Source organism: Chitinophaga sp. LS1 (genome assembly GCF_034274695.1).
In the GTDB taxonomy this organism is placed as follows: domain Bacteria; phylum Bacteroidota; class Bacteroidia; order Chitinophagales; family Chitinophagaceae; genus Chitinophaga.
This window is the reverse complement of sequence record NZ_CP128362.1, coordinates 725,457-745,660: the sequence shown is the minus strand read 5'-3', so window position 1 is coordinate 745,660 and position 20,204 is coordinate 725,457. Positions and strand designations below refer to the sequence as shown.

The following is a 20,204-nucleotide window of genomic DNA, read 5'->3' as shown; positions in this document are numbered from 1 at the left end:
TTATTGGTTTTAAAAAAATCTTTGCATAAAACAAATGAATGTGTTAATTTGGTAAGCGTAACCAAAGTCTAATATCCACGATTATTATTCTAAACAACGTTATGACATGAGAACAAGCTGTATGTAGTATCTAGTTTGTACGCCTGTGCAAAAGTGCCCTCCTGAAATAGTGCTGTAGCAAATACCCAATAAAAATAAACCTTGACCGGAATTGTAACACCCTCCCACTGCATTCGCGGGCAGTGTGAAGAGCATTAGTATCTCCGACTGGCATTATTGCAAAACCCTCTTTAATTACCCGGATTATGCTGTAACCGGCTCTTATCGCTGTGTCTTTTTCTCAACAAAAGGACCAGGATCAGGCCATTCATTCACCTAAAAAAACAACGTTTCACGTTATGAAGAAACATGTATGCCGCACCATTATATGGTGCTGGGCCTTGTTGCTGCTTGCCGGTAACGTACTAGCCCAAACCCGTATAACTGGTAGAGTTACTGACAAATCCTCCGGCAATCCCTTGCCCGGTGTTACTGTAGCAGTAAAAGGTTCAAACAGAGGTGGTGCCACTGACCCAAGTGGACATTACACATTACAAGCTAAAAAAGGTGATGTCCTTATTTTCTCTTTCGTCGGCTATACTTCGCAGGAAGTAGCTGTAGGTGATGGCCCCTCACTCGACGTTATTCTCTCCGAAAAAATCGGTTCGCTCGATGAAGTTGTTGTAACCGGTTATGCCACTCAACGTAAAAAAGATCTGACAGGTGCTGTATCTGTTGTGAATGTAGACCAGATCACCCGCCAACCTACTGCACAGGTGAGCAACCAGTTGCAGGGGCAGGTATCAGGTATCATGGTACTCGGCTCCGGTCAGCCCGGTGAAGAGCCACAGGTACGCATTCGTGGTGTGAATACTTTTGGTAACAACACCCCGCTCTATGTAATTGATGGTGTGCCAACACAAAATATTGTGGACATCAACCCAAATGATGTGGAGTCCATGCAGGTACTGAAAGATGCAGGTTCTGCCTCCATCTATGGTGCCAGAGCAGCAAACGGTGTGATCATCATCACCACAAAAAAAGGTAAGCCAGGCAAAGTAAGAGTGACTTACGATGCATACTATGGTCGTCAGGTACCTAAAGGTGGTAATGTGTGGCACCTGCTGAATTCACAGGAGCAGGCTAACCTGAAATGGATGGCGCTGAAAAATACGGATCCGAATATTGTGTACAACGATGGTCTGTATGGCTCGGGTGCTACTCCTGTTTTACCTGATTACATTGCTCCCGGTGGTTTGAAAGAAGGTGATCCGGGTGTAAATCCTTCTTTGTATAATGTAGATCCGAATTATAAAAACCCTTCAGACCTGGATAATTTCTATCGTATTACCAAGGCTAACAAGCAAGGTACTGATTGGTTCCATGAGATCTTCAAACCAGCACCTATCACCAGTCACAACGTTTCAGTTAGTGGCTCCAGCGATCAGGGTAGTTATTTCCTCTCTTTCTATTATTTTAACCAGGAAGGTACGCTGAAAAATACTTACCTGAAACGCTATGCGATCCGCTCAAATAGTAGCTTCAATGTGAGTCAGCATATCAGGATAGGGGAGAATATTGAATACTCTCTCATCGACAATCCACAGATCGATGCACTCACAGAAGGTAGTGGAATTGGTATGGCTTTCCGCGAGCAGCCTATTATTCCGGTATACGATATCAAAGGTAACTATGGTGGTTCTTTCAGTACCAACAGTGCCCAGCTGGGTAATGCGCGTAACCCTGTTGCGATCCAGGATCGTATCCGTAATAACAAAGGATTGGGCTCACGCCTGTTGGGCAACATGTTCCTGGAAGCAGATGTGCTGAAAGTATTTACACTCCGTACGTCATTCGGTGGTGAAATCTTCTCATCCAGCACACACACCTTCACCTATCCGGAATATGAAAATGCGGAAAATACCAAAACGAATTCATATACCGAAGGTTCCAGCAATGGTTACAACTGGACATGGACCAATACCCTGACTTTCCGCCAGAAATTTGGCAGACATAATATTACTGCTTTAGTTGGTTCTGAAGCTTACGACAACCATGGTCGCACGCTTACCGGTACTACACAGAATTACTTCATCTTCGATCCTAACTTCACCAATCTATCAACCGGTACCGGTACGCAGACAACTGGCAGTGGCACCTATTCAGATGGGTTGTTCTCCCTGTTCGGTCGTTTGGATTATAGTTACCATGATCGTTATTTGTTAGGTGCGGTTATTCGTCGTGATGGTTCCAGTAAGTTCGGTGCTAACTACCGCTATGGTTGGTTCCCGGCAGTAAGTGCTGGTTGGCGCATTTCTCAGGAGGCTTTCCTGAAAGATGTATCCTGGCTGTCAGACCTGAAGATCAGGGGTGGTTATGGTATCATGGGTAACCAGCTGAATGTGGAAAGTTCAAACGCCTTTACACAATATGGTTTGAACAAAGGATCTTCTTTCTATGACCTGAATGGTACATCCAACACGCTGGTATCTGGTTTTACCAAAACACACATTGGTAACCCGGATGCGAAATGGGAAAGCAACATCAACTCCAACATAGGTATTGATGCGAGTTTCCTCAAAGGTAAAGTGGAAGTGAGTGCAGACTATTACTACAAGAAAGTAAAAGATCTGTTGTACAAACCTGAAATTTCTGCTACTGCTGGTCGTACAGATCCTCCTACTGTGAATATTGCACAGATGGAAAACCATGGTATAGACCTGTCCATCACAGCTACTGGTATACACCTGACAAAAGAACTCACGTTCAAAGCAAATGCTACGTTCACTACTTTCAAGAACAAGATCGTAGCTATTTCTTATGATGCGCCTTACTTTGACCAGGAGTCACGTCGTTTCAATGGTAGCTTCATCATTCGTAATGCAGTAGGACAGCCGGTATCCAGTTTCTTTGGTTATAAGACAATCGGTTTCTGGAATGAACAGGATGAGATCACAGCTGCTAACCTGGAAGCACAGAAAGCAACCGGCAATAGTAGTGCTATCTACCAATCACAGGCGGCGCTGGGCCGTTTCCGCTATGCGGATATCAACCATGATGGTCAGATCACTGAAGCAGACAGAACATTCCTTGGTAATCCTAATCCGGATTTCAGCTATGGTCTGAACCTGGAACTTGATTATAAAAACTTTGATTTCAGCATCTTCCTGTATGGTGTACAAGGTAATCAGATCTGGAACCAGGTTCGCTGGTGGACTGACTACTATGCTAACTTTGCAGGTGCAAAGAGTAAGACAGCGCTCTATGATTCATGGAGACCTGATCATCACAATGCTACTGCTCCTATTCAGGAAAATGACAACTCTTTCAGTACGAACAACGTACCTAACTCTTACCTGGTAGAAAACGGTTCTTACCTCAGAGCGAAGAATATGAGCCTGGGTTATACTTTCCCTGCGTCAACATTGAAGCGGGTAGGTATAGATCGTTTCCGCGTATATGTACAGGCAGCGAACGTGTTCACGATCACGAAGTATAAAGGTATAGATCCTGAGATCTCTGGTGGTTCTACCAACTATGGTTTGGATGAAGGTGCTTATCCTAACCAGCGTCAGTACCTGATAGGTGTAAATGTTGGATTCTGAAAATGTTAAAAATCGCTAACAATGATTAAGTCAAAATATATAGTCATAGCGGCAGTGATGTCTACTGCCATACTGGTAGATGCGTGCAGCAAGAGTTTCCTGGAACGTAGTCCTCAGGGAGCATTGACGGGTAGTGACGTACAGAATAAAGATGGTATCCAGGCTTTGCTCGTAGGTGTATATGCTGCACTGGATGGGCAAAGTAGTGGTACAGCAGCGCTGAATGGCGGTAACCCATGGGAGGCAGCGCCGAGTAACTGGATTTATGGTAGCGTAGCTGCCGGCGATGCCCACAAGGGTAGTGATGCCACTGACCAGCCGCCGGTAAGCCAGATTGCCACAGGTGTATTTGATCCAAGTAATGGTTTCTTTAATACCAAATGGCAGGTATTGTTCGAAGGTATAGCCAGGGCCAATACATTGTTATCATTATTGCCGGATGCTACAGGTATGACGGATGCCGATAAGGTGGGTGTGAAAGCACAGACTTTGTTCCTGCGTGGTCATTATTACTTTGAGCTGAAGAAGATGTATGACAAAGTTCCCTGGGTAGATGAAACGAACATGGACGATTACAAACAGCCGAATAATGTGGATATCTGGCCTAAAATCGAAGCAGACTTTCAGTATGCCTACGATAACCTGCCAGAGACACAAACCAGTGTAGGTCGTGCTAACAAATGGGCAGCTGCCTGTTACCTGGCAAAGACATATGTATACCAGGCAAAGTGGTCGGAGGCGAAAGCACTTTTTGATATCATCACCGTAAAAGGACAGACTACAAATGGTTTGTCTTACGGATTGGTGGATCGGTTTGAAGATAACTTTGATCCGGCTAATAAAAATAACAAGGAGTCTGTATTCGCGATCCAGATGACAGCCAATGATGGTACCCTTTCTATTGCGAATGCGAATCAGGGTGAGATGCTGAACTTCCCTTATAACAGTCCGTTTGGTTGTTGTGGATTTTACCAGCCTACACAGGACCTGGTAAATTCATATCGTACAGATGCCACTGGATTACCTTACCTGGATGATGCAAATGATCATGCAGTGAAGAATGACATGAAGATCCTGTCTACCGAGCCATTCACACCTGATGCCGGTAACCTGGATCCAAGATTGGACTGGACGGTAGGTCGTCGTGGTATTCCTTACCTGGATTGGGGTAATCACCCGGGTCGTTCATGGGTACGTGACCAGGATTATGCAGGGCCTTATGCGCCAAAGAAAAATGTGTACTGGCAGTATGACCAGGATAAGTACAAAGATGCAAACTCCTGGGCGCCGGGATCTGCATTGAATGTTGTGTTGATCCGTTATGCAGATGTATTGTTGCAGGCAGCAGAGGCAGAAGCACAGTTAGGTAACTACACAGCTGCAGAGACTTATGTAAACCAGGTACGTACCAGGGCAGGTAAGCCGGCGACAGCGGTGTATAAATACACAAATGATGCGGCACCGATGGGTGGGTTCTCTACTACGCCTGCAGCTAATTATGTAGTATCGACTTATACAGCCGGCACTTTTGCAGCAGGGGGTAAGGATTTTTCCCTGAAGGCCATCTACTTTGAGCGTAAGCTGGAATTGGCCATGGAAGGACAGCGGTATTTCGACTTAGTTCGTTGGGGTATAGCGTCTACAGAGCTGACCAAGTTCTTTGCGTATGAGTCAAAGATTACTACTGACATCACAGGTGGTAAGTTTGTGGCTGGAAGAAATGAGCATTATCCGATACCACAGCGTCAGATTGACCTGAGTGTAAAAGGTGGTACAAAAACATTGGAGCAAAATCAAGGTTACTAATAATTATTAAAGTTCTCATTTGAGTGATGAATGAGCCCGTCAGTACGGGAGCCTCTTAATCCGGGGCAGTTGAATTACGAATGGCGGCCGGGTGCTGCCATTCGTAATTTTTTTTAACTTGTAAAGTATGGTTAGATATATTCCTTTCGTCTTCCTCGTTATCATTTGCTCATGTAAAAGCCGGCCGAAAGGTGAGGCATTGGCGACTAAATATTGTAGTAGCTGTCATATGGCGGTGTCACCAGCTTTGTTAGATAAAGAGACTTGGTTAAAGCATGTATTGCCGGCGATGGCGCCAAATCTGGGGATTGGTGTGTGGGATGATGATAAGTATTATGCTCAGAAAGGAGGGATCTCCATCCATGAATGGAATGAGATTGTGAGTTATTATAGAGAATTAGCGCCTGATTCATTGAAAGCAGGGTCTGCGTCCTTAAAAGAGGATGCTTCGATTTTTGCTGTGCATACGCCAGTAATAACCGATACTATTTATAGGGCGAGTACGACCTTAGTTTCGATCGATCCATTTACGGGTGGGGTGTATTCGAGTGCAGAGAATGGGAAGACGGCATCGCTGTTTAAATGGGATAGTTTGAAGGCAGAAAAAATAATTGATCTGCAATCAACAGGAGTGGATATAAACTGGGTGCGGGCGGATACGGGTATTTTGACTTGTATTGGGAATTTGAGGGCGGTAGATCAGTTGGCGGGTGTGATCTGGAGAATAACCCCATCATTGAAAGAAGTGCATACGATAGCCATGGGTCTGCCCAGACCTGTTCAAACTTTGCCATTCGGGAAGGACTATGTCACCCTTGGTTTTGGCCACAAATTCGGGGGGCTTTACCTGGTAAATGAGGAGAACAGGAAAACTATACGGGATGTGCCGGGTGCTATCCATGCTGAAACCGGTGATTTCAACAATGACGGTTACCCTGACCTGATGGTGTTATATGCTTATGATGATGAAGGTATCTGGCTATTCCTGAATGATAAAAAGGGGGGATTTACCAGTGAGAACATCCTTCGTTTTCCACCGGTTTATGGGTCCACCAGTTTTCAGCTGGCAGATATAAATAAAGACGGCAAGCCGGACATTATATACACGGCTGGAGACAATGGTGATTACTCTATGATCCTCAAGCCTTATCATGGGGTGTATGTGTTTTTGAATAAGGGAAATTTCAAATTTGATGTGGATAAACCAGATTTCTTCTACCACATTAATGGGTGTACCAAGGTGATAGCTGCTGATTTTGATCAGGATGGGGATATGGACCTGGCTACGATTGCTTTCTTTGCAGATCTGAAAAATAACCCTTCGGAGAAATTTGTCTATCTGGAACAAAAAAAATCGTTAGTATTTGAACCTCATGTAGTTACGGGGTTAGTTGACCAGGGTAGATGGATCTGTATGGCGGCAGGTGACTATGACAAAGATGGGGATATTGACCTGGTATTGGGTAGCTATTCGAGGGGATTTATCATCCAGGATGGGTATGAACCGGCCTGGAATATTCATACGCCACTGGTACTGTTGGAAAATAAGAAAAAATAACCGGCCCCGACCTTACTCATCAATTAAATAGTAACTCAAGTTGACATTTTTTTTACATGGTAGATTATAGTTGTAACAAATAAATCCTTATATTGCATACACAACAACAGGTAAGAAATCTAAATCGTGGAATGCTAACATAGAGATTAGCCCACCTTGATTATTTCCCTGGATACATACATTTAAATATATAAACAATACGCTTGTATTGTTTTGTCTATAAAGATACTCCTGATTGAACTGATCAGGTTTTAGAATGGCGGAAGGAGAGGCACAATGTGCCTCTCTTTTATTTACCACCAATAATAAATAACCTATGATACAGCCATTTAAATTACCACGCTACCTTTCGTAACTCTTTTATTATTTTTCATCATATTCTGCTAACTTTAAAGTCAGACAACCAGGGTCTCAAAGATGGAACCATATTATTACGATTGTGCGTTGGTAAAGAACCGAATACATGCAATAATCGCCACGCACTCCACGCCACAAGCGCTTAACTGGCTTCAACAACAGTTACAGCTGCTACAGGAAGCGAAGACTACTCAGCGCTTCAACATCACTTTCACTGCCATGCCCCGTTTTACGGGCAAACAAGTCATACCTGACACTCACATTCCCGAGGCAGATAACTTTTTCATTTATGGATATACGTTAGATCGCCTCGCACGTATCTGGTGGTTGCTCCAATTTCCTTCGGAGGACCGGTCCCGTTATGTCGCTGCTATTGAAGACCTCTTTTCGGCAGCAGATATGAATGAGCAGATTACGCTGTATGGTGCATTGCCTTTGCTGGCATATGGGGAAGAGTGGAAACTGCGTACTGCTGAAGGCATCCGCTCAAACATAGGCGGGGTGCTGGAAGCCATTATGGTACACAATAGTTATCCTGCTCAGTACCTGGATGAACCAGCCTGGAATCAGCTGGTGATGAAAGCGATTTTTACAGACAAACCTGTGCATTTGATCACTGGTCTTGACGAACGTGCTAACCCGGCACTCGCGCAGATCCTGATTGATTATGCACATGAACGCTGGGCTGCTGGCAGAAAGATCAATCCTATGTTGTGGAGATTGATCGCTCCTTTCATTGATCATGAGATCATGCCTGACATTAATCGTATCTGGGCATCGGATCAGATCATAGACAAAGAAGCTGCGGCATTGGCCTGTGCGCATACCGGGTTTGCGCCGGCAAAAGTACTCCTGCAGCAATCGCCGGAGTTGGCTGGTGCCATCGCCGATCAATCGTTGACATGGAATATTGTTGCAGAAAAGGCGAATGCATAGTTGACAACAGGTAAGTGCATAACATGGGCGGGCATTCGGCAGCTTCAATAGGCAAATGTATTGCCTTAATTCATGATATGAACCTGCGGAAAACCGGAATTAACATGGAATAGCATAAACGTGTATCACACCTTCAATGTATATGCTGTAAACTTGCAGTCATTCAACCAGGAATTTTAAACAAATTATCAGGTCTCACGAAATTATTTTGACATGTGTTGTAGTCACGAACTGAATGGAACAACCCAACCATTAACAATGGTACCCGCGTATATGGAGCGTATAAAAGGAATGCAGTTCTTCGATCCGCATATCCACATGACAAGCCGCACCACAGACGATTATCAGGCTATGGCAGCGGCTGGTATTACTGCTGTAATAGAGCCTGCTTTCTGGTTAGGACAACCCAGAACCGGCATTGATACCTTCAGGGATTATTTCAATTCCCTCATTGGTTGGGAACGCTTTCGTTCCTCACAATTTGGTATTAAGCATTATTGCACCATCGGATTGAACAGCAAGGAGGCCAATAATGAAAAACTGGCGGAAGCAGTGATGGAAATACTCCCTCTTTTTCTTTATAAAGAAGGAGTAGTAGGTGTAGGAGAAATAGGATTTGACGACCAGACACCCGCTGAAGAAAAATATTATCGTGCACAGCTGGAACTCGCTAAGGAAGCGGGTTTGCCAGTGCAGATCCATACACCACACAGAGATAAAAAGAAAGGTACCACACGTAGTATGGACATCGCCATCGAGCATGGCATTGATCCAAAAATGGTGATTGTAGACCACAATAATGAAGAGACTGTAAAAGAGGTATTGGACAGGGGTTTCTGGGCTGCATTTACCATTTATCCATTTACTAAAATGGGGAATGAGCGCATGGTGGAAGTTGTGAAACAGTATGGCAGTGAGCGGATTATGATCAATTCTGCTGCGGACTGGGGTATCAGTGACCCATTGGCTGTACCTAAAACAGCGGCCCTCATGCACGAAAGTGGTATTGACTCGAATGATATTCATTTGGTAACTTTCCGAAATGCTATAACAGCCTTTGCCCAAAGTGGGCAAATTAATGAAGCGGATTTTGAGATGGTAAAGAATATAGACCAGAGCCAGAAGTTCAACGGAAGTACCGTATTACGCGGTGGTCAACAACCTTTCCGTAATGCTCAGTCTACTATTATCAGTTAAACAGCAGTATTAAGATTTGACGAATGTCCTGATTAAAATCCAGACAGATCGTACGCCATAGCCAGGTTATTTTAACCCGGCAACGAATTGTTCGTTGCGCTAACAAATTTAAACATGTATGTGAATATGGATCAATTGCAATTCGTATTTCGTCATTCGTCATTGAGAAAACCCGTGTACCCGGTGAATTATATTATTAGCAAATTACTAGGATATTTACGTTTAATGCGTCCTGCCAATATCGTGACAGCTGTAGCAGATGTTTTGGCAGGGATAGCTATATCCGGTTTTTTGGGGTCAGAAATGGTCAATTACCTGGATCATCTGTTGCCCGTACTTTGTCTCTGTCTGGCTACTATAGGTCTGTATGGAGGAGGTGTGGTATTCAACGATGTGATGGATGCAAAATTGGACACAGTAGAACGCCCTGAACGCCCGATTCCAAGTGGCATAATTTCTATGAACCAGGCAATTGTACTGGGTTCGTACCTTTTATTAGTAGGTATACTGGCGGCATTTACAGTTGCGCGTGTGACTGGTTTTATAGCACTGGGTATTACTGTATGTGCACTGGTATATGATAAATGGGGAAAACACCGGGCATGGGGCCCTGTGAATATGGGCCTTTGCAGGGGATTGAATTTATTGTTAGGAATTAGTATTGTGATGCCTGCTTTGCAGGCGTATTGGTGGATGGGGATTATTCCTGTCGTGTACATTGCGGCAGTGACCTACATCAGTCGTGGTGAAGTACATGGGGGCAATGCAATGACTATACGGATTGCAGCTGTTGCTTATGCATTGGTATATGGTACGATGGTAGCACTCGCGTATTACAATGAACACCTGCTCATTGCATCGCCGTTCATCCTGTTATTCATCATTATGATTAACAGACCATTGTGGATTGCCATGAAAAATCCCACAGGACCTAATATTGGTAAGGCGGTGAAAGGAGGGATCATTGCGTTGATAGCCATGAATGCAGCATGGGTAGCGGCGTTTTCCACCCTGCAACATGCATTGTTGGTGTTGATATTGTTACCAATATCTATGCTGATCGCAAAAGCTTTTGCTGTAACCTGATATTTTGAATTTATATAGTTGGCCGCAGGACCAGCGCAAAGAAAATCGCTTTTGTCACTGGCAAAAGCGATTTTTTTATGCTACTTTTAAAACGGCTTTTATTATTTGATGAGCACACAATCATAGCTATGCACGTTATTCAACAGACATTCAGTGTACCATATACCTACGAGGTATTTTTTACCACCCATCTCTTTGACTCAGGGAACCCACTGCTTAAGAACTACCTGGAATCCCAGGCCGCGAACAATCTCAGCAAGCGCTTACTGGTTATTGCTGATGAAGGATTGATCAAACATCATCCGAACCTTCCTGTACAAATTAAACATTATTGCGAAACCGTGAAGGGTTTTGAACTTGCTGGCGACATACTGGTTATTCCGGGTGGCGAAGCTGTAAAGAACGACATGCCGTTATTTTACAGCCTTGTTGACGCGATTGATCAGTATTCCATCGACCGCCATTCATTTGTAATCGGCATTGGTGGTGGCGCCGTACTGGACCTGGTAGGGTTTGCCGCCGCCGTATCTCATCGTGGGGTACGTCATATTCGTATACCAGGCACCGTATTATCACAGAATGATTCTGGTGTAGGTGTCAAGAATGGTATTAACTACAAAGGGAAGAAGAACTTCCTGGGCACCTTTGCACCACCTGCAGCCGTATTCAACGATGCACATTTGCTTACAACGCTGGATCCGAAAGACTGGCGGGCAGGTATTGCTGAAGCTGTAAAAGTTGCACTGATCAAAGATGCTCCTTTCTTTGAATGGCTGGAAGCGAATGCTACAGCGCTGGCAAACGGAGATCTTCCGCTCATGCAGGAACTGGTATATCGTTGTGCCGCCTTACACATGGCCCACATTGGTGGTGCGGGCGATCCATTTGAAAGTGGTTCTTCCAGGCCATTGGACTTTGGCCATTGGAGTGCGCACAAGCTGGAACAGTTATCCAATTTCGAATTGCGCCATGGAGAAGCTGTGTCTATTGGTATGGCAGTAGACAGTATCTATGCTTCATTGCTGGGGTGGCTGGATCAGGCATCTGCTTTGCGGATAGTAAAGTTATTGCAGCAGTTACAACTGCCGGTGTACCATCCATTAATGGAGCATAAAGAAGGTATTCCTTCGCCGGTTATCAAGGGATTGGAAGAGTTCAGGGAACACCTTGGCGGCAGACTTACCATTTGTTTATTAAAGGGGATCGGTGTGGCAGCAGAAGTGCATGTGATGGATCTGACACTTTTAGACAAAGCTGTAGAGACAGTCAAATCGCTTTCTTAAAACCTATTTTCATGCAAACAGTTACAGGTCATCTTTCCTATTGCACGAATATTCACCCGGGTGAAACCTGGCCGGATCATTTCGCGCAATTGCAACAATATATTCCAGCTATTAAGTCAGGTATTTCACCTGATAAACCTTTTGGTATTGGTCTGCGTCTTGCCAACACGGCGAGTTTAGAGCTTTCTAAAGAAACCAATCTGCTGGCTTTCAAGCAATGGCTGAAAGAACAGGGTTGCTATGTATTTACGATGAATGGTTTTCCATACGGAGGCTTTCATCATACCGTGGTAAAAGATCAGGTACATACACCTGACTGGACCACTTCGGACAGAGTGGAATATACCATTCGTTTGTTCCGTATTCTCGCTGCTTTGTTGCCGGCAGATATGGAAGGTGGTATTTCTACAGCGCCCTTGTCGTACAAACTATGGCATGATGATACAGAAGCGGCGATGGAAACTGCCACGTTCAATATGTTGCAGGTACTGGGTCAGTTAGTACGTATACATCGCGCAGGGGGTCCTGTGATGCACCTGGATATAGAACCCGAGCCAGATGGATTGATGGAGAATATTCAGGAGTATATAGACTGGTACTTTGCTTACCTGATGCCATTGGGTATTAACTATCTGCTGGACCAGTTTGATATGACAGAAAAAGAAGCTGGTGCTACTATAAAAAGGCATATTCAATTATGCTATGACGTATGCCACTTTGCATTGGTATATGAGTCGCCTGCATTTGTATTAGGAAAGTTGCAGGAGTATGGGTTGAAAGTTGGTAAATTACAAATCAGTGCAGCGCTGAAAGCTGCTATGCCAGCAGATCCTGTAGAAAGAGAAGCGGTGGTGCAGGCATTCAGTGCATTCAACGAACCGACTTATTTACACCAGGTCATTGCGCGAAAATCGAACGGTGATTTTCTGCATTATCCTGACTTACCGCAGGCACTGGAAGATGCGGACAATAAGGATGTAGTGGAGTGGCGATCACACTTTCATGTACCGGTATTTTTAGAACACTACGAGTTACTATATTCAACACAGTCTGATATTCGTGAAGTATTGGCGTTGCAAATTGAACAGTTATTTACGCAGCATATGGAGGTAGAAACCTACACATGGGGCGTATTGCCAGCAGCATTGAAACTGCCAATGGATCAATCAGTTTCGCGCGAGGTGAGCTGGGTGATGCAACAGCTTGGAATTCTGAAAATGGAAGGCTAGATTTGAACAAGAATCATATCCTAAGAATGGCTCAACGATCATGAAAAAGACAGTTGTTATTGACGTCGTAGGTCTCTCCTCCTCCCTGATTGGAGAACATACACCTTTTTTAAAGGGGTATGTACAGCAGCACCAGTTACGCACAATTAAACCTATGGTGCCTGCAGTCACCACAGCGGTACAGAGTACTTATGTCACCGGACAATGGCCTGCGGAGCATGGCATAGTCGGTAATGGCTGGTATGACCGTGAGGATTGTGAAATCAAGTTCTGGAAACAATCAAATAAGCTGGTAGATGCACCGAAAATATGGGAAAGAGCGAGGAAGATAGATCCTTCCTTTACTGTTTCCAAAATGTTCTGGTGGTACAATATGTATTCCAGTGCAGATTATTCTGTGACGCCGCGTCCGCAGTATTTAGCAGATGGCCGTAAGGCGCCGGATTGTTATGCACATCCATCATCACTGCGCGATCATTTGCAAAAAGAGTTAGGCACATTTCCGCTGTTTCAGTTCTGGGGACCGGGTGCGAATATCAAATCTACCCAGTGGATTGCAGATGCATCTGTAATGACGGATGATATGTATGATCCTACCCTGACATTGATCTACCTACCCCACCTGGATTATTGTTTACAAAAATCCGGGCAGGATCTGACCCGCATCAGCAAGGAATTGCGTGAGGTAGATGAGGTGGTGAAACAGCTTGTGAATCATTATGAAAAGAAGGATACCCGTGTGATCATTCTTTCAGAATATGGTATTACGAATGTGAATAACCCTATTCATCTGAATCGCATTTTCCGGCAGGAAGGTTTGATAGCGGTAAGAGAAGAGCGTGGGTTGGAGCTGCTGGATGCAGGAGCTTCCAAAGCATTTGTGGTAGCGGATCACCAGGTTGCGCATGTGTATGTAAATGATCCTTCGGTGTATAAGAAGGTAAGGGCGATTGTGGAAAACACACCTGGTGTACAACTGGTATTGGATCGCGAAGGCAAGCGTGCACACAATATGCATCATGCAAGGAGTGGGGAGTTGGTATTGGTAGCAGATACCAATAGCTGGTTTACTTACTATTATTGGCAGGACGATGCGAAGGCGCCGGATTTTGCCAGGTTGGTAGATATTCATCGTAAGCCAGGGTATGACCCGGTGGAGATGTTTATGAACCCTGCAGATCCCTTGATCAAATTAAAGGCAGGTTTTAAGCTGTTAAAGAAGAAATTGGGTTTCCGGTACCTGATGAATGTGATTCCGCTGGATGCGACATTAATTAAGGGGTCACATGGGCGAATTTCGGAAGATGGCCAGTATCACCCGGTGTTGATAACGGCGAAAGGGGAGGAGACGAGTGCGGTAGAGGCGATTGATATATATGATGTGATCTGGAAAACGATGCAATAGAGCGTATTCATTTAATACTAGAACTCATTTCATAATTACCCTTCAAGCATTGACTATCAATTACAAATATCCATTTATGAAATGAGTTCCAGGTAAGCATTGGATAAAAAAGGTGTCTGGTTCTAAAAAAGAGAAATCTGTTTTTAGAAAAATAGCAGGTTTCACCATCGTTTCACCATCGAAAATGAACCTTGTTTTCAATAAAACTGGCTGTCAGGGGATTATTTTAGCTAATCCCCTGATTTCCTATATTTCCTAGACTTGGTAGGCTATTCCCCTTCAAACTCACGACAGTCAGAATCATAACATAAAGTTATATCCCATAACTTTTAGTAATGACCTAATCCCCCTGATTATTTTGTTGAACCTCCGTCAACACAGTACTTTTGGCTTGTACGCGACACTTATTTTTGCTAAAAAGGAAATTCATCAAAACCAACCGACGACCTGCCAACCGGCACGTGTGTGTCTAACCTGTATATGATTGTGTTATTTCAACAGACTGATTATTGGGTAATATTATCCATAGGATTGGTAGTGGGCTATCTTTCCGGTTTACTGGGCAAAGGAGGGAGTGCGGTGAGTACGCCGGCTTTACAGATCTTTGCCGGCATCAACCCCTTTTATGCCCTGGCCTCTCCATTACCTGCGGCCATTACGAGTACGATATCAGCAACGGCGGTTTACAGCAAGGAGAAGCTTTTCGATAAAAGAGTGATTGGATTAGGGGCAATATTTGGCGTGCCTGCTACGGTATTAGGGGCTTATTTTAGCCATTACTTAAAGGGTGAAACATTGATGATCTGTACCGCGTTATTCATCATGGGAATTGGTACGACGTTGTTGATTTCATTCTTAAGAAAGAAGTCTGAGGAAGTTGCTGAAAAAGAGGCGTTTCATACCGGGTTAATGATCGTGGCGGCGATAGGTATTGGTTTATTATCTGGTTTATTGGCGAACGCGGGCGGGGTATTGTTTAGTAGTTTCTTTATTAAGCGGTTAAAAATGCCTATCAAGCAGGCGCTGGCATGTTCCATCGTATTATCTGCCATCTTATCCATACCCGGGGCAATCGCGCACTGGTACCTGGGTCATATCGACTGGAACATAGCGCTTTTGCTGGCGCTCACAGCGATACCATCTTCTTATTTAGGGGCGAAAACAGCGGTGAAAATGAAATCACCCTTACTTGAAAAAGTATTTGCGTGTACGCTGATCGTGTTTGGGGTGTATGATATCATCTACACCGTCTTCTTATAAAATGTCGGCCATTGGCCACCCACCAAATAAAAAAGCTTTTACCTGATTGGGTAAAAGCTTTTTTATTTGGTGGGTAATTAGAAGTCCTGAACGCTGCCAGCGTCAGGCGCAAACCTTCCTACCACAAAAAATCCAGGGGTCCTATACCCTTTGCTCACGCAAAATCTGCGCCCTTTCTTCCGGAGGTAATGAATTCACGACCAGATCGTAGGCATTCTGTAATAAAGACTGTAATTCGGGAACTGGCAAAGTTTCCAATTGTTTGATCTGTACCCAGTGATAACGGGCCAAATATGGCGCCGGTACGATACCTGGTTGGGAAATGAGGCGGTGGAAATCTTCCAGCCTGCATTTCAGAGATACCTGATGTGGAAAAGCCTTAGAGATCATGCAAAAAAGCTTTTCACCTACGGAAAACCGTACATCATCATCCCACTTATCTTCCCGCACCACGGCAGGGAAAGCAAGGCAGTAATTAAGGGTCATGTCAAACATAATACTGGCAGCTTAAAAGTTAAAAAATTCCTTTTCTCTCAGTGATAATTATAAGGCACAAGCGTGCAATATCTTTTGTAACGTGAAATGGTAAAAGGCGCGTTGAGCAGATAGCTTTCGATATAGATAGAGTCTCTTAGTGATATGGCAACGTTCCTTAAAACCCTGGTAGTTCCGAAGTTCCCTGTAATTCTATATTTACTTCTATAAATTTAAGTATCTTTTCTCAAAGCAGACACATATTTTATTGTTAAATCCGGATTATCAGAAAGCTGTGCAGTAATTGTGGGTATATAGATTTTTTCATAATGTTTGCCCTTTGCAGGATGAATGCATCCTGCAAAGGGCAAAATGGTTTTATTTGAACTTCCTCGCCATCTTTTCTTCCAACACATCCAATGGTACACAACCATCTTTCAACAATTCGTCGTGGAAATCTTTGATATTAAATTTATCTCCCAACTCAGCAGTATACTTATTCCTCAATTCGCGGATTTTCATTTCGCCTATTTTATAAGACAAAGCCTGTGCCGGCAACGCCATATAACGTTCAATTTCGGCAATCGCTTCCTGCTCGCTTGTTGGTTCATAATCAAGCATATACTTGATGGCTTGCTCACGGGTCCATCCTTTATAGTGCAAACCTACATCCACAACGAGTCTGATAGCGCGATGAATTTCGTCACTTAATCTGCCGAAGTACATGTATGGATCTGTATATATTCCTAACTCTTTTCCCAGGCTTTCGCAGTATAGTGCATAACCTTCCCCATATGCGCCGATCCAGTTAAATCTGCGGAATTTAGGCAACGAATCGTTCTCTTGTTGTATAGAGATCTGGAAGTGGTGACCGGGTATTGCTTCGTGCAGAAACAGGCATTGCATACCAGTGTAACCAAATTCTTTTGCATTCAAAATGGGTACGTAGAATACGCCTGGTCTTGAACCATCAGCAGCACCCTGCATGTATTCCGCACTTGCAGAAGCGGCGCGGAAAGCTTCTGTCTGCCTGATTTCGAAAGGTGTTTTTGGCAGGTGACCGTATAGTTCTTTTACCTTTGGCATAATCCTGTCTTTGATGCTTGCGAAGCTATCGAGGATTTGTTTTGGGGTAGAGAAGATCTTGAATTTTTTATCGGTTCTGATGTAAGTAAAGAAGGAGGGCAGATCGCCTTTCCAGCCAGTCTCCGTCATTACCTTTTCCATTTCACCTTTGATGCGGGCTACTTCTTTTTCACCGATGGCAAAGATCTCATCAGGTGTGAAGTTGGTGGTTGTCCAGTATTTGCTGTAGAGCGCGTACCAGTCTTTACCGTTAGGTAGTGCGCCATAACCGCTGGTAGTGCGTGCTTTGGGCAGGTATTCTTTTTCGATAAAGTCATGCAGCCGTGCATAAGAAGGCAAAATATACTGTTCGATGCTTGCTTTGTAAGCAGTGGCGAGTGCAGTATCCTTCAGGGTTCTGAGTGGTGCATAGAAAACATTGCCGGTATCTTTCTTAGCGATTTCAGCCAGTTGCGGGAGTATTTTTACAACCAGTGTTTTGGGTAATACGATACCTGTTTCCATGCCTTTGCGCATGTTAGCAATAGCCATGTCTGCCCATTCAGAGAATGACTTCATGCGTGACATGAAGTGGCGGTAGTCGTCATTCGTTTTGAATGGTTGTGCGCTGGCGCCGGAGCCTAGTAAAGGGAGCATTAAAGTAAGGCCACTGAATTGATCAAACGGCATGTAATGATCAGGGAATTTCAGGCGCTCTTTGCTCAGGGTGAGGTCGCGTTGCAACATGAGATAACTGATCAGGTCATTGGGCGTAAGGCCTGCAGTATCTACACCGTTGAGTGCTGTTAAGTAGCTGGTGTAAAAGCTATCGGTGCGATGACGGAATTGCTCGCTGATGTCAATTTGCAGGAGACTATCATACTGATGTTCTCCATTCATGGTTGCTTCCAGTGGAAACAGTTCCATTCTGTCATCATAATATTTCTGGACGAGGTGGTGCAGCGAATCGGCGTCATTGCCGGATTTCTTGCCAGGCTGACCACAAGCCATTGCCAGCAGAATTGATGGCAGTAGGAGATAGTGCTTTTTAAACAGCATTGTTAACTTAGATTTTGTTGATGGAAACTGGCGTAAAATAAAAAAACACTCCGAAGAATCGGAATGTTTTATATAGAACAGTGAACAATGAAAACTTAATAATACCAGGTATTTATCAGCATAACCCCCTTCATTTTCAAATGCTTGCTGGTTTACTCAATCGTTTAAGCTCCAGCCCGGTTTCATTCGAAATTTCCACATTACAGTCGACTCCGGCTTATATACCTGCTGCAAAATTAGGTTAATAATTAAAGGCAACTTGTTAACCTATTTTAAATTTTTGATTTTTATGCTACGAAAGGATACAGTATTACCATGATCCTGGAGTAAGATGTGTCCTTCTGGCCAAAGACCAAAGTTATTCCAATTTTTGTATTTAGAAATCGCCACGAGGTCTTTAAATTCTTTAGACCCTCTTTCATATGTTACCATCTTTATGCCATTCAGCCAATGTTCCACATGATTATTTGGATAAACAATGACACGGCCATGGTTCCATTCACCGATTTTTCTAAATGCATTCTGGTTAGCATCTTTTTTCCGGGGGATCAGGTCGTACAGAGAAGACAGGGTTCTGTCTCCATCGCGGCCCAGTTTGGCATCCGGATGACGCTCATCGTCCAGTACCTGGAATTCCAGGCCTATGGCTGATTTCCCTTTGGTATCGTAATCTTCTTTTACAAAGTATTTGACACCGCTGTTAGCGCCTTCTGTGAGTTTGAAATCGAACTCGAGATCGAACGCACCGTATTGTTTGTCGGTGATGATGTCGCCACCGGAACCTTCTTCATCGCCGGTAGACTGGTGGATAGTGAGTAAACCATCTTCCATTGTCCAGCCGGTGGTGGGGAAGTCTTGTTTATTCACTCTTCTCCATCCTTTCGATGTTTTGCCATCCCATAATAACGCATATCCATTCTTCTGCTCCTGTGGAGACACCGTGTTCGGTACATTATTCACCACATAGATATTATCGTAAGGAGAATATTGTGAAGCATCCGGGTTTTCTAAAATGCGGATATTGCGCCAGTGGATCTGTTTGCCTTTATCTTCGGGCTTGTAGATCTGGTGCACCTGCAGGGCGATGAAACCCTTTAGTGTCATATCGTCGATCACATGTGCACAGGCAACGCCATTGATCCATGTTCTGATCTCCGATCCACGGCATTCTATTCTATACTTATTCCAGTCACTCTTTTTGAACGCCTTTTGCGCACCTGGATTCAGGTCCAGCGGATAGAGCCAACCACGACGTGCTTCATCATATACACCACCACTCCATGCTCTGTCGCTGGGGTCTACTTCCATCTGGTAACCATGTACCCGACCATTGTTATAGTCAGGTTTGCTTTCCGAGCGGAATTGAATACCATAGTTCATTTCCGCATCGAGCTTGAGTTCCAGCTCTAAAATAAAATCACCGTAGTCTTTTGTGGTAGCAAGAAAAGAATTTGGGCTTCCCGTGACGGATGTGCCTACTATTTCATCTTTTTTGGCCTCATAGGTAGCTGTCCCATTTACTTCTTTCCATCCCGTGAGGTCCTTACCATTGTAGAGTGAATGCCATTGAGCTTTCTTTTGTGCCGTTGCCCAACTACTGAGGAACAGGACACTACAGACCAGTAACGTGTTTTTCATAACATTGAACCAAAACTAGTTTTAAAAATAAATATTAACCTTCATTTATTCAACCGATTGCACCATTTATGTGATGAACGGTAGAAATTCAATTTATCCAAGGAGTACTAACTTGTCTCTAAATTTATGCAATCGTTTGCAATTTATAACGAATCTACTTAACTTGTATTGCCCCGACCCGGAATTGTAAGAAAAACCTGGACTAAA

General features: G+C 44.0%; 13 protein-coding genes. 10 read left to right on the top strand and 3 right to left on the bottom strand.

Annotated elements, in window-relative coordinates:
- Nucleotides 1-398 precede the first annotated feature (398 nt).
- From QQL36_RS03040 to QQL36_RS02995, 10 genes are all read left to right on the top strand, one after another.
- Nucleotides 399-3,644, top strand: coding sequence for a TonB-dependent receptor (locus tag QQL36_RS03040; RefSeq protein WP_321568861.1), 3,246 nt, complete (start codon nucleotides 399-401; stop codon nucleotides 3,642-3,644).
- Nucleotides 3,645-3,665: 21 nt separating this feature from the next.
- Entirely contained in the window at nucleotides 3,666-5,450 is a 1,785-nt protein-coding gene (locus QQL36_RS03035; protein WP_321568860.1) for a RagB/SusD family nutrient uptake outer membrane protein, read from the top strand.
- 127 nt (nucleotides 5,451-5,577) lie between these two features.
- Nucleotides 5,578-7,008, top strand: a complete 1,431-nt coding sequence (locus QQL36_RS03030; RefSeq protein ID WP_321568859.1) for an FG-GAP repeat domain-containing protein — start codon at nucleotides 5,578-5,580, stop codon at nucleotides 7,006-7,008.
- Between the two features lie 417 nt (nucleotides 7,009-7,425).
- Nucleotides 7,426-8,301 carry an EboA domain-containing protein gene (locus tag QQL36_RS03025; protein ID WP_321568858.1) on the top strand — a complete coding sequence of 292 codons (876 nt, stop codon included), beginning with the start codon at nucleotides 7,426-7,428 and terminating at the stop codon, nucleotides 8,299-8,301.
- A gap of 213 nt (nucleotides 8,302-8,514) precedes the next feature.
- On the top strand, nucleotides 8,515-9,498 hold the full coding sequence (locus tag QQL36_RS03020; protein WP_321568857.1) for a TatD family hydrolase: 984 nt from the start codon (nucleotides 8,515-8,517) through the stop codon (nucleotides 9,496-9,498).
- A 225-nt stretch (nucleotides 9,499-9,723) separates the two neighbouring features.
- Nucleotides 9,724-10,584: a UbiA-like protein EboC gene (eboC, locus tag QQL36_RS03015; RefSeq protein ID WP_321568856.1), complete on the top strand. Its 861-nt coding sequence runs from the start codon at nucleotides 9,724-9,726 to the stop codon at nucleotides 10,582-10,584.
- Nucleotides 10,585-10,661: 77 nt separating this feature from the next.
- Nucleotides 10,662-11,867 carry a 3-dehydroquinate synthase gene (locus QQL36_RS03010; protein ID WP_321568855.1) on the top strand — a complete coding sequence of 402 codons (1,206 nt, stop codon included), beginning with the start codon at nucleotides 10,662-10,664 and terminating at the stop codon, nucleotides 11,865-11,867.
- Nucleotides 11,868-11,878: 11 nt separating this feature from the next.
- On the top strand, nucleotides 11,879-13,096 hold the full coding sequence (gene eboE, locus QQL36_RS03005) for a metabolite traffic protein EboE (protein ID WP_321568854.1): 1,218 nt from the start codon (nucleotides 11,879-11,881) through the stop codon (nucleotides 13,094-13,096).
- Nucleotides 13,097-13,136: 40 nt separating this feature from the next.
- Nucleotides 13,137-14,501: an alkaline phosphatase family protein gene (locus QQL36_RS03000; RefSeq protein WP_321568853.1), complete on the top strand. Its 1,365-nt coding sequence runs from the start codon at nucleotides 13,137-13,139 to the stop codon at nucleotides 14,499-14,501.
- A gap of 480 nt (nucleotides 14,502-14,981) precedes the next feature.
- Complete coding sequence (locus QQL36_RS02995; protein WP_321568852.1) at nucleotides 14,982-15,761, top strand: sulfite exporter TauE/SafE family protein; 780 nt, start codon at nucleotides 14,982-14,984, stop codon at nucleotides 15,759-15,761.
- Nucleotides 15,762-15,902: 141 nt separating this feature from the next.
- On the opposite strand, the gene QQL36_RS02990 is transcribed toward QQL36_RS02995, so the two are convergent.
- The 3 genes from QQL36_RS02990 to QQL36_RS02980 all read right to left on the bottom strand — a co-directional run bounded on the left by QQL36_RS02990 (nucleotide 15,903) and on the right by QQL36_RS02980 (nucleotide 19,997).
- Nucleotides 15,903-16,256 carry an MmcQ/YjbR family DNA-binding protein gene (locus tag QQL36_RS02990; protein WP_083720128.1) on the bottom strand — a complete coding sequence of 118 codons (354 nt, stop codon included), beginning with the start codon at nucleotides 16,254-16,256 and terminating at the stop codon, nucleotides 15,903-15,905.
- Between the two features lie 357 nt (nucleotides 16,257-16,613).
- Nucleotides 16,614-18,359, bottom strand: a complete 1,746-nt coding sequence (locus QQL36_RS02985) for a DUF885 domain-containing protein (RefSeq protein WP_321568851.1) — start codon at nucleotides 18,357-18,359, stop codon at nucleotides 16,614-16,616.
- 267 nt (nucleotides 18,360-18,626) lie between these two features.
- Nucleotides 18,627-19,997: a DUF1080 domain-containing protein gene (locus QQL36_RS02980; RefSeq protein WP_321568850.1), complete on the bottom strand. Its 1,371-nt coding sequence runs from the start codon at nucleotides 19,995-19,997 to the stop codon at nucleotides 18,627-18,629.
- Between the last annotated feature and the right edge of the window lie 207 nt (nucleotides 19,998-20,204).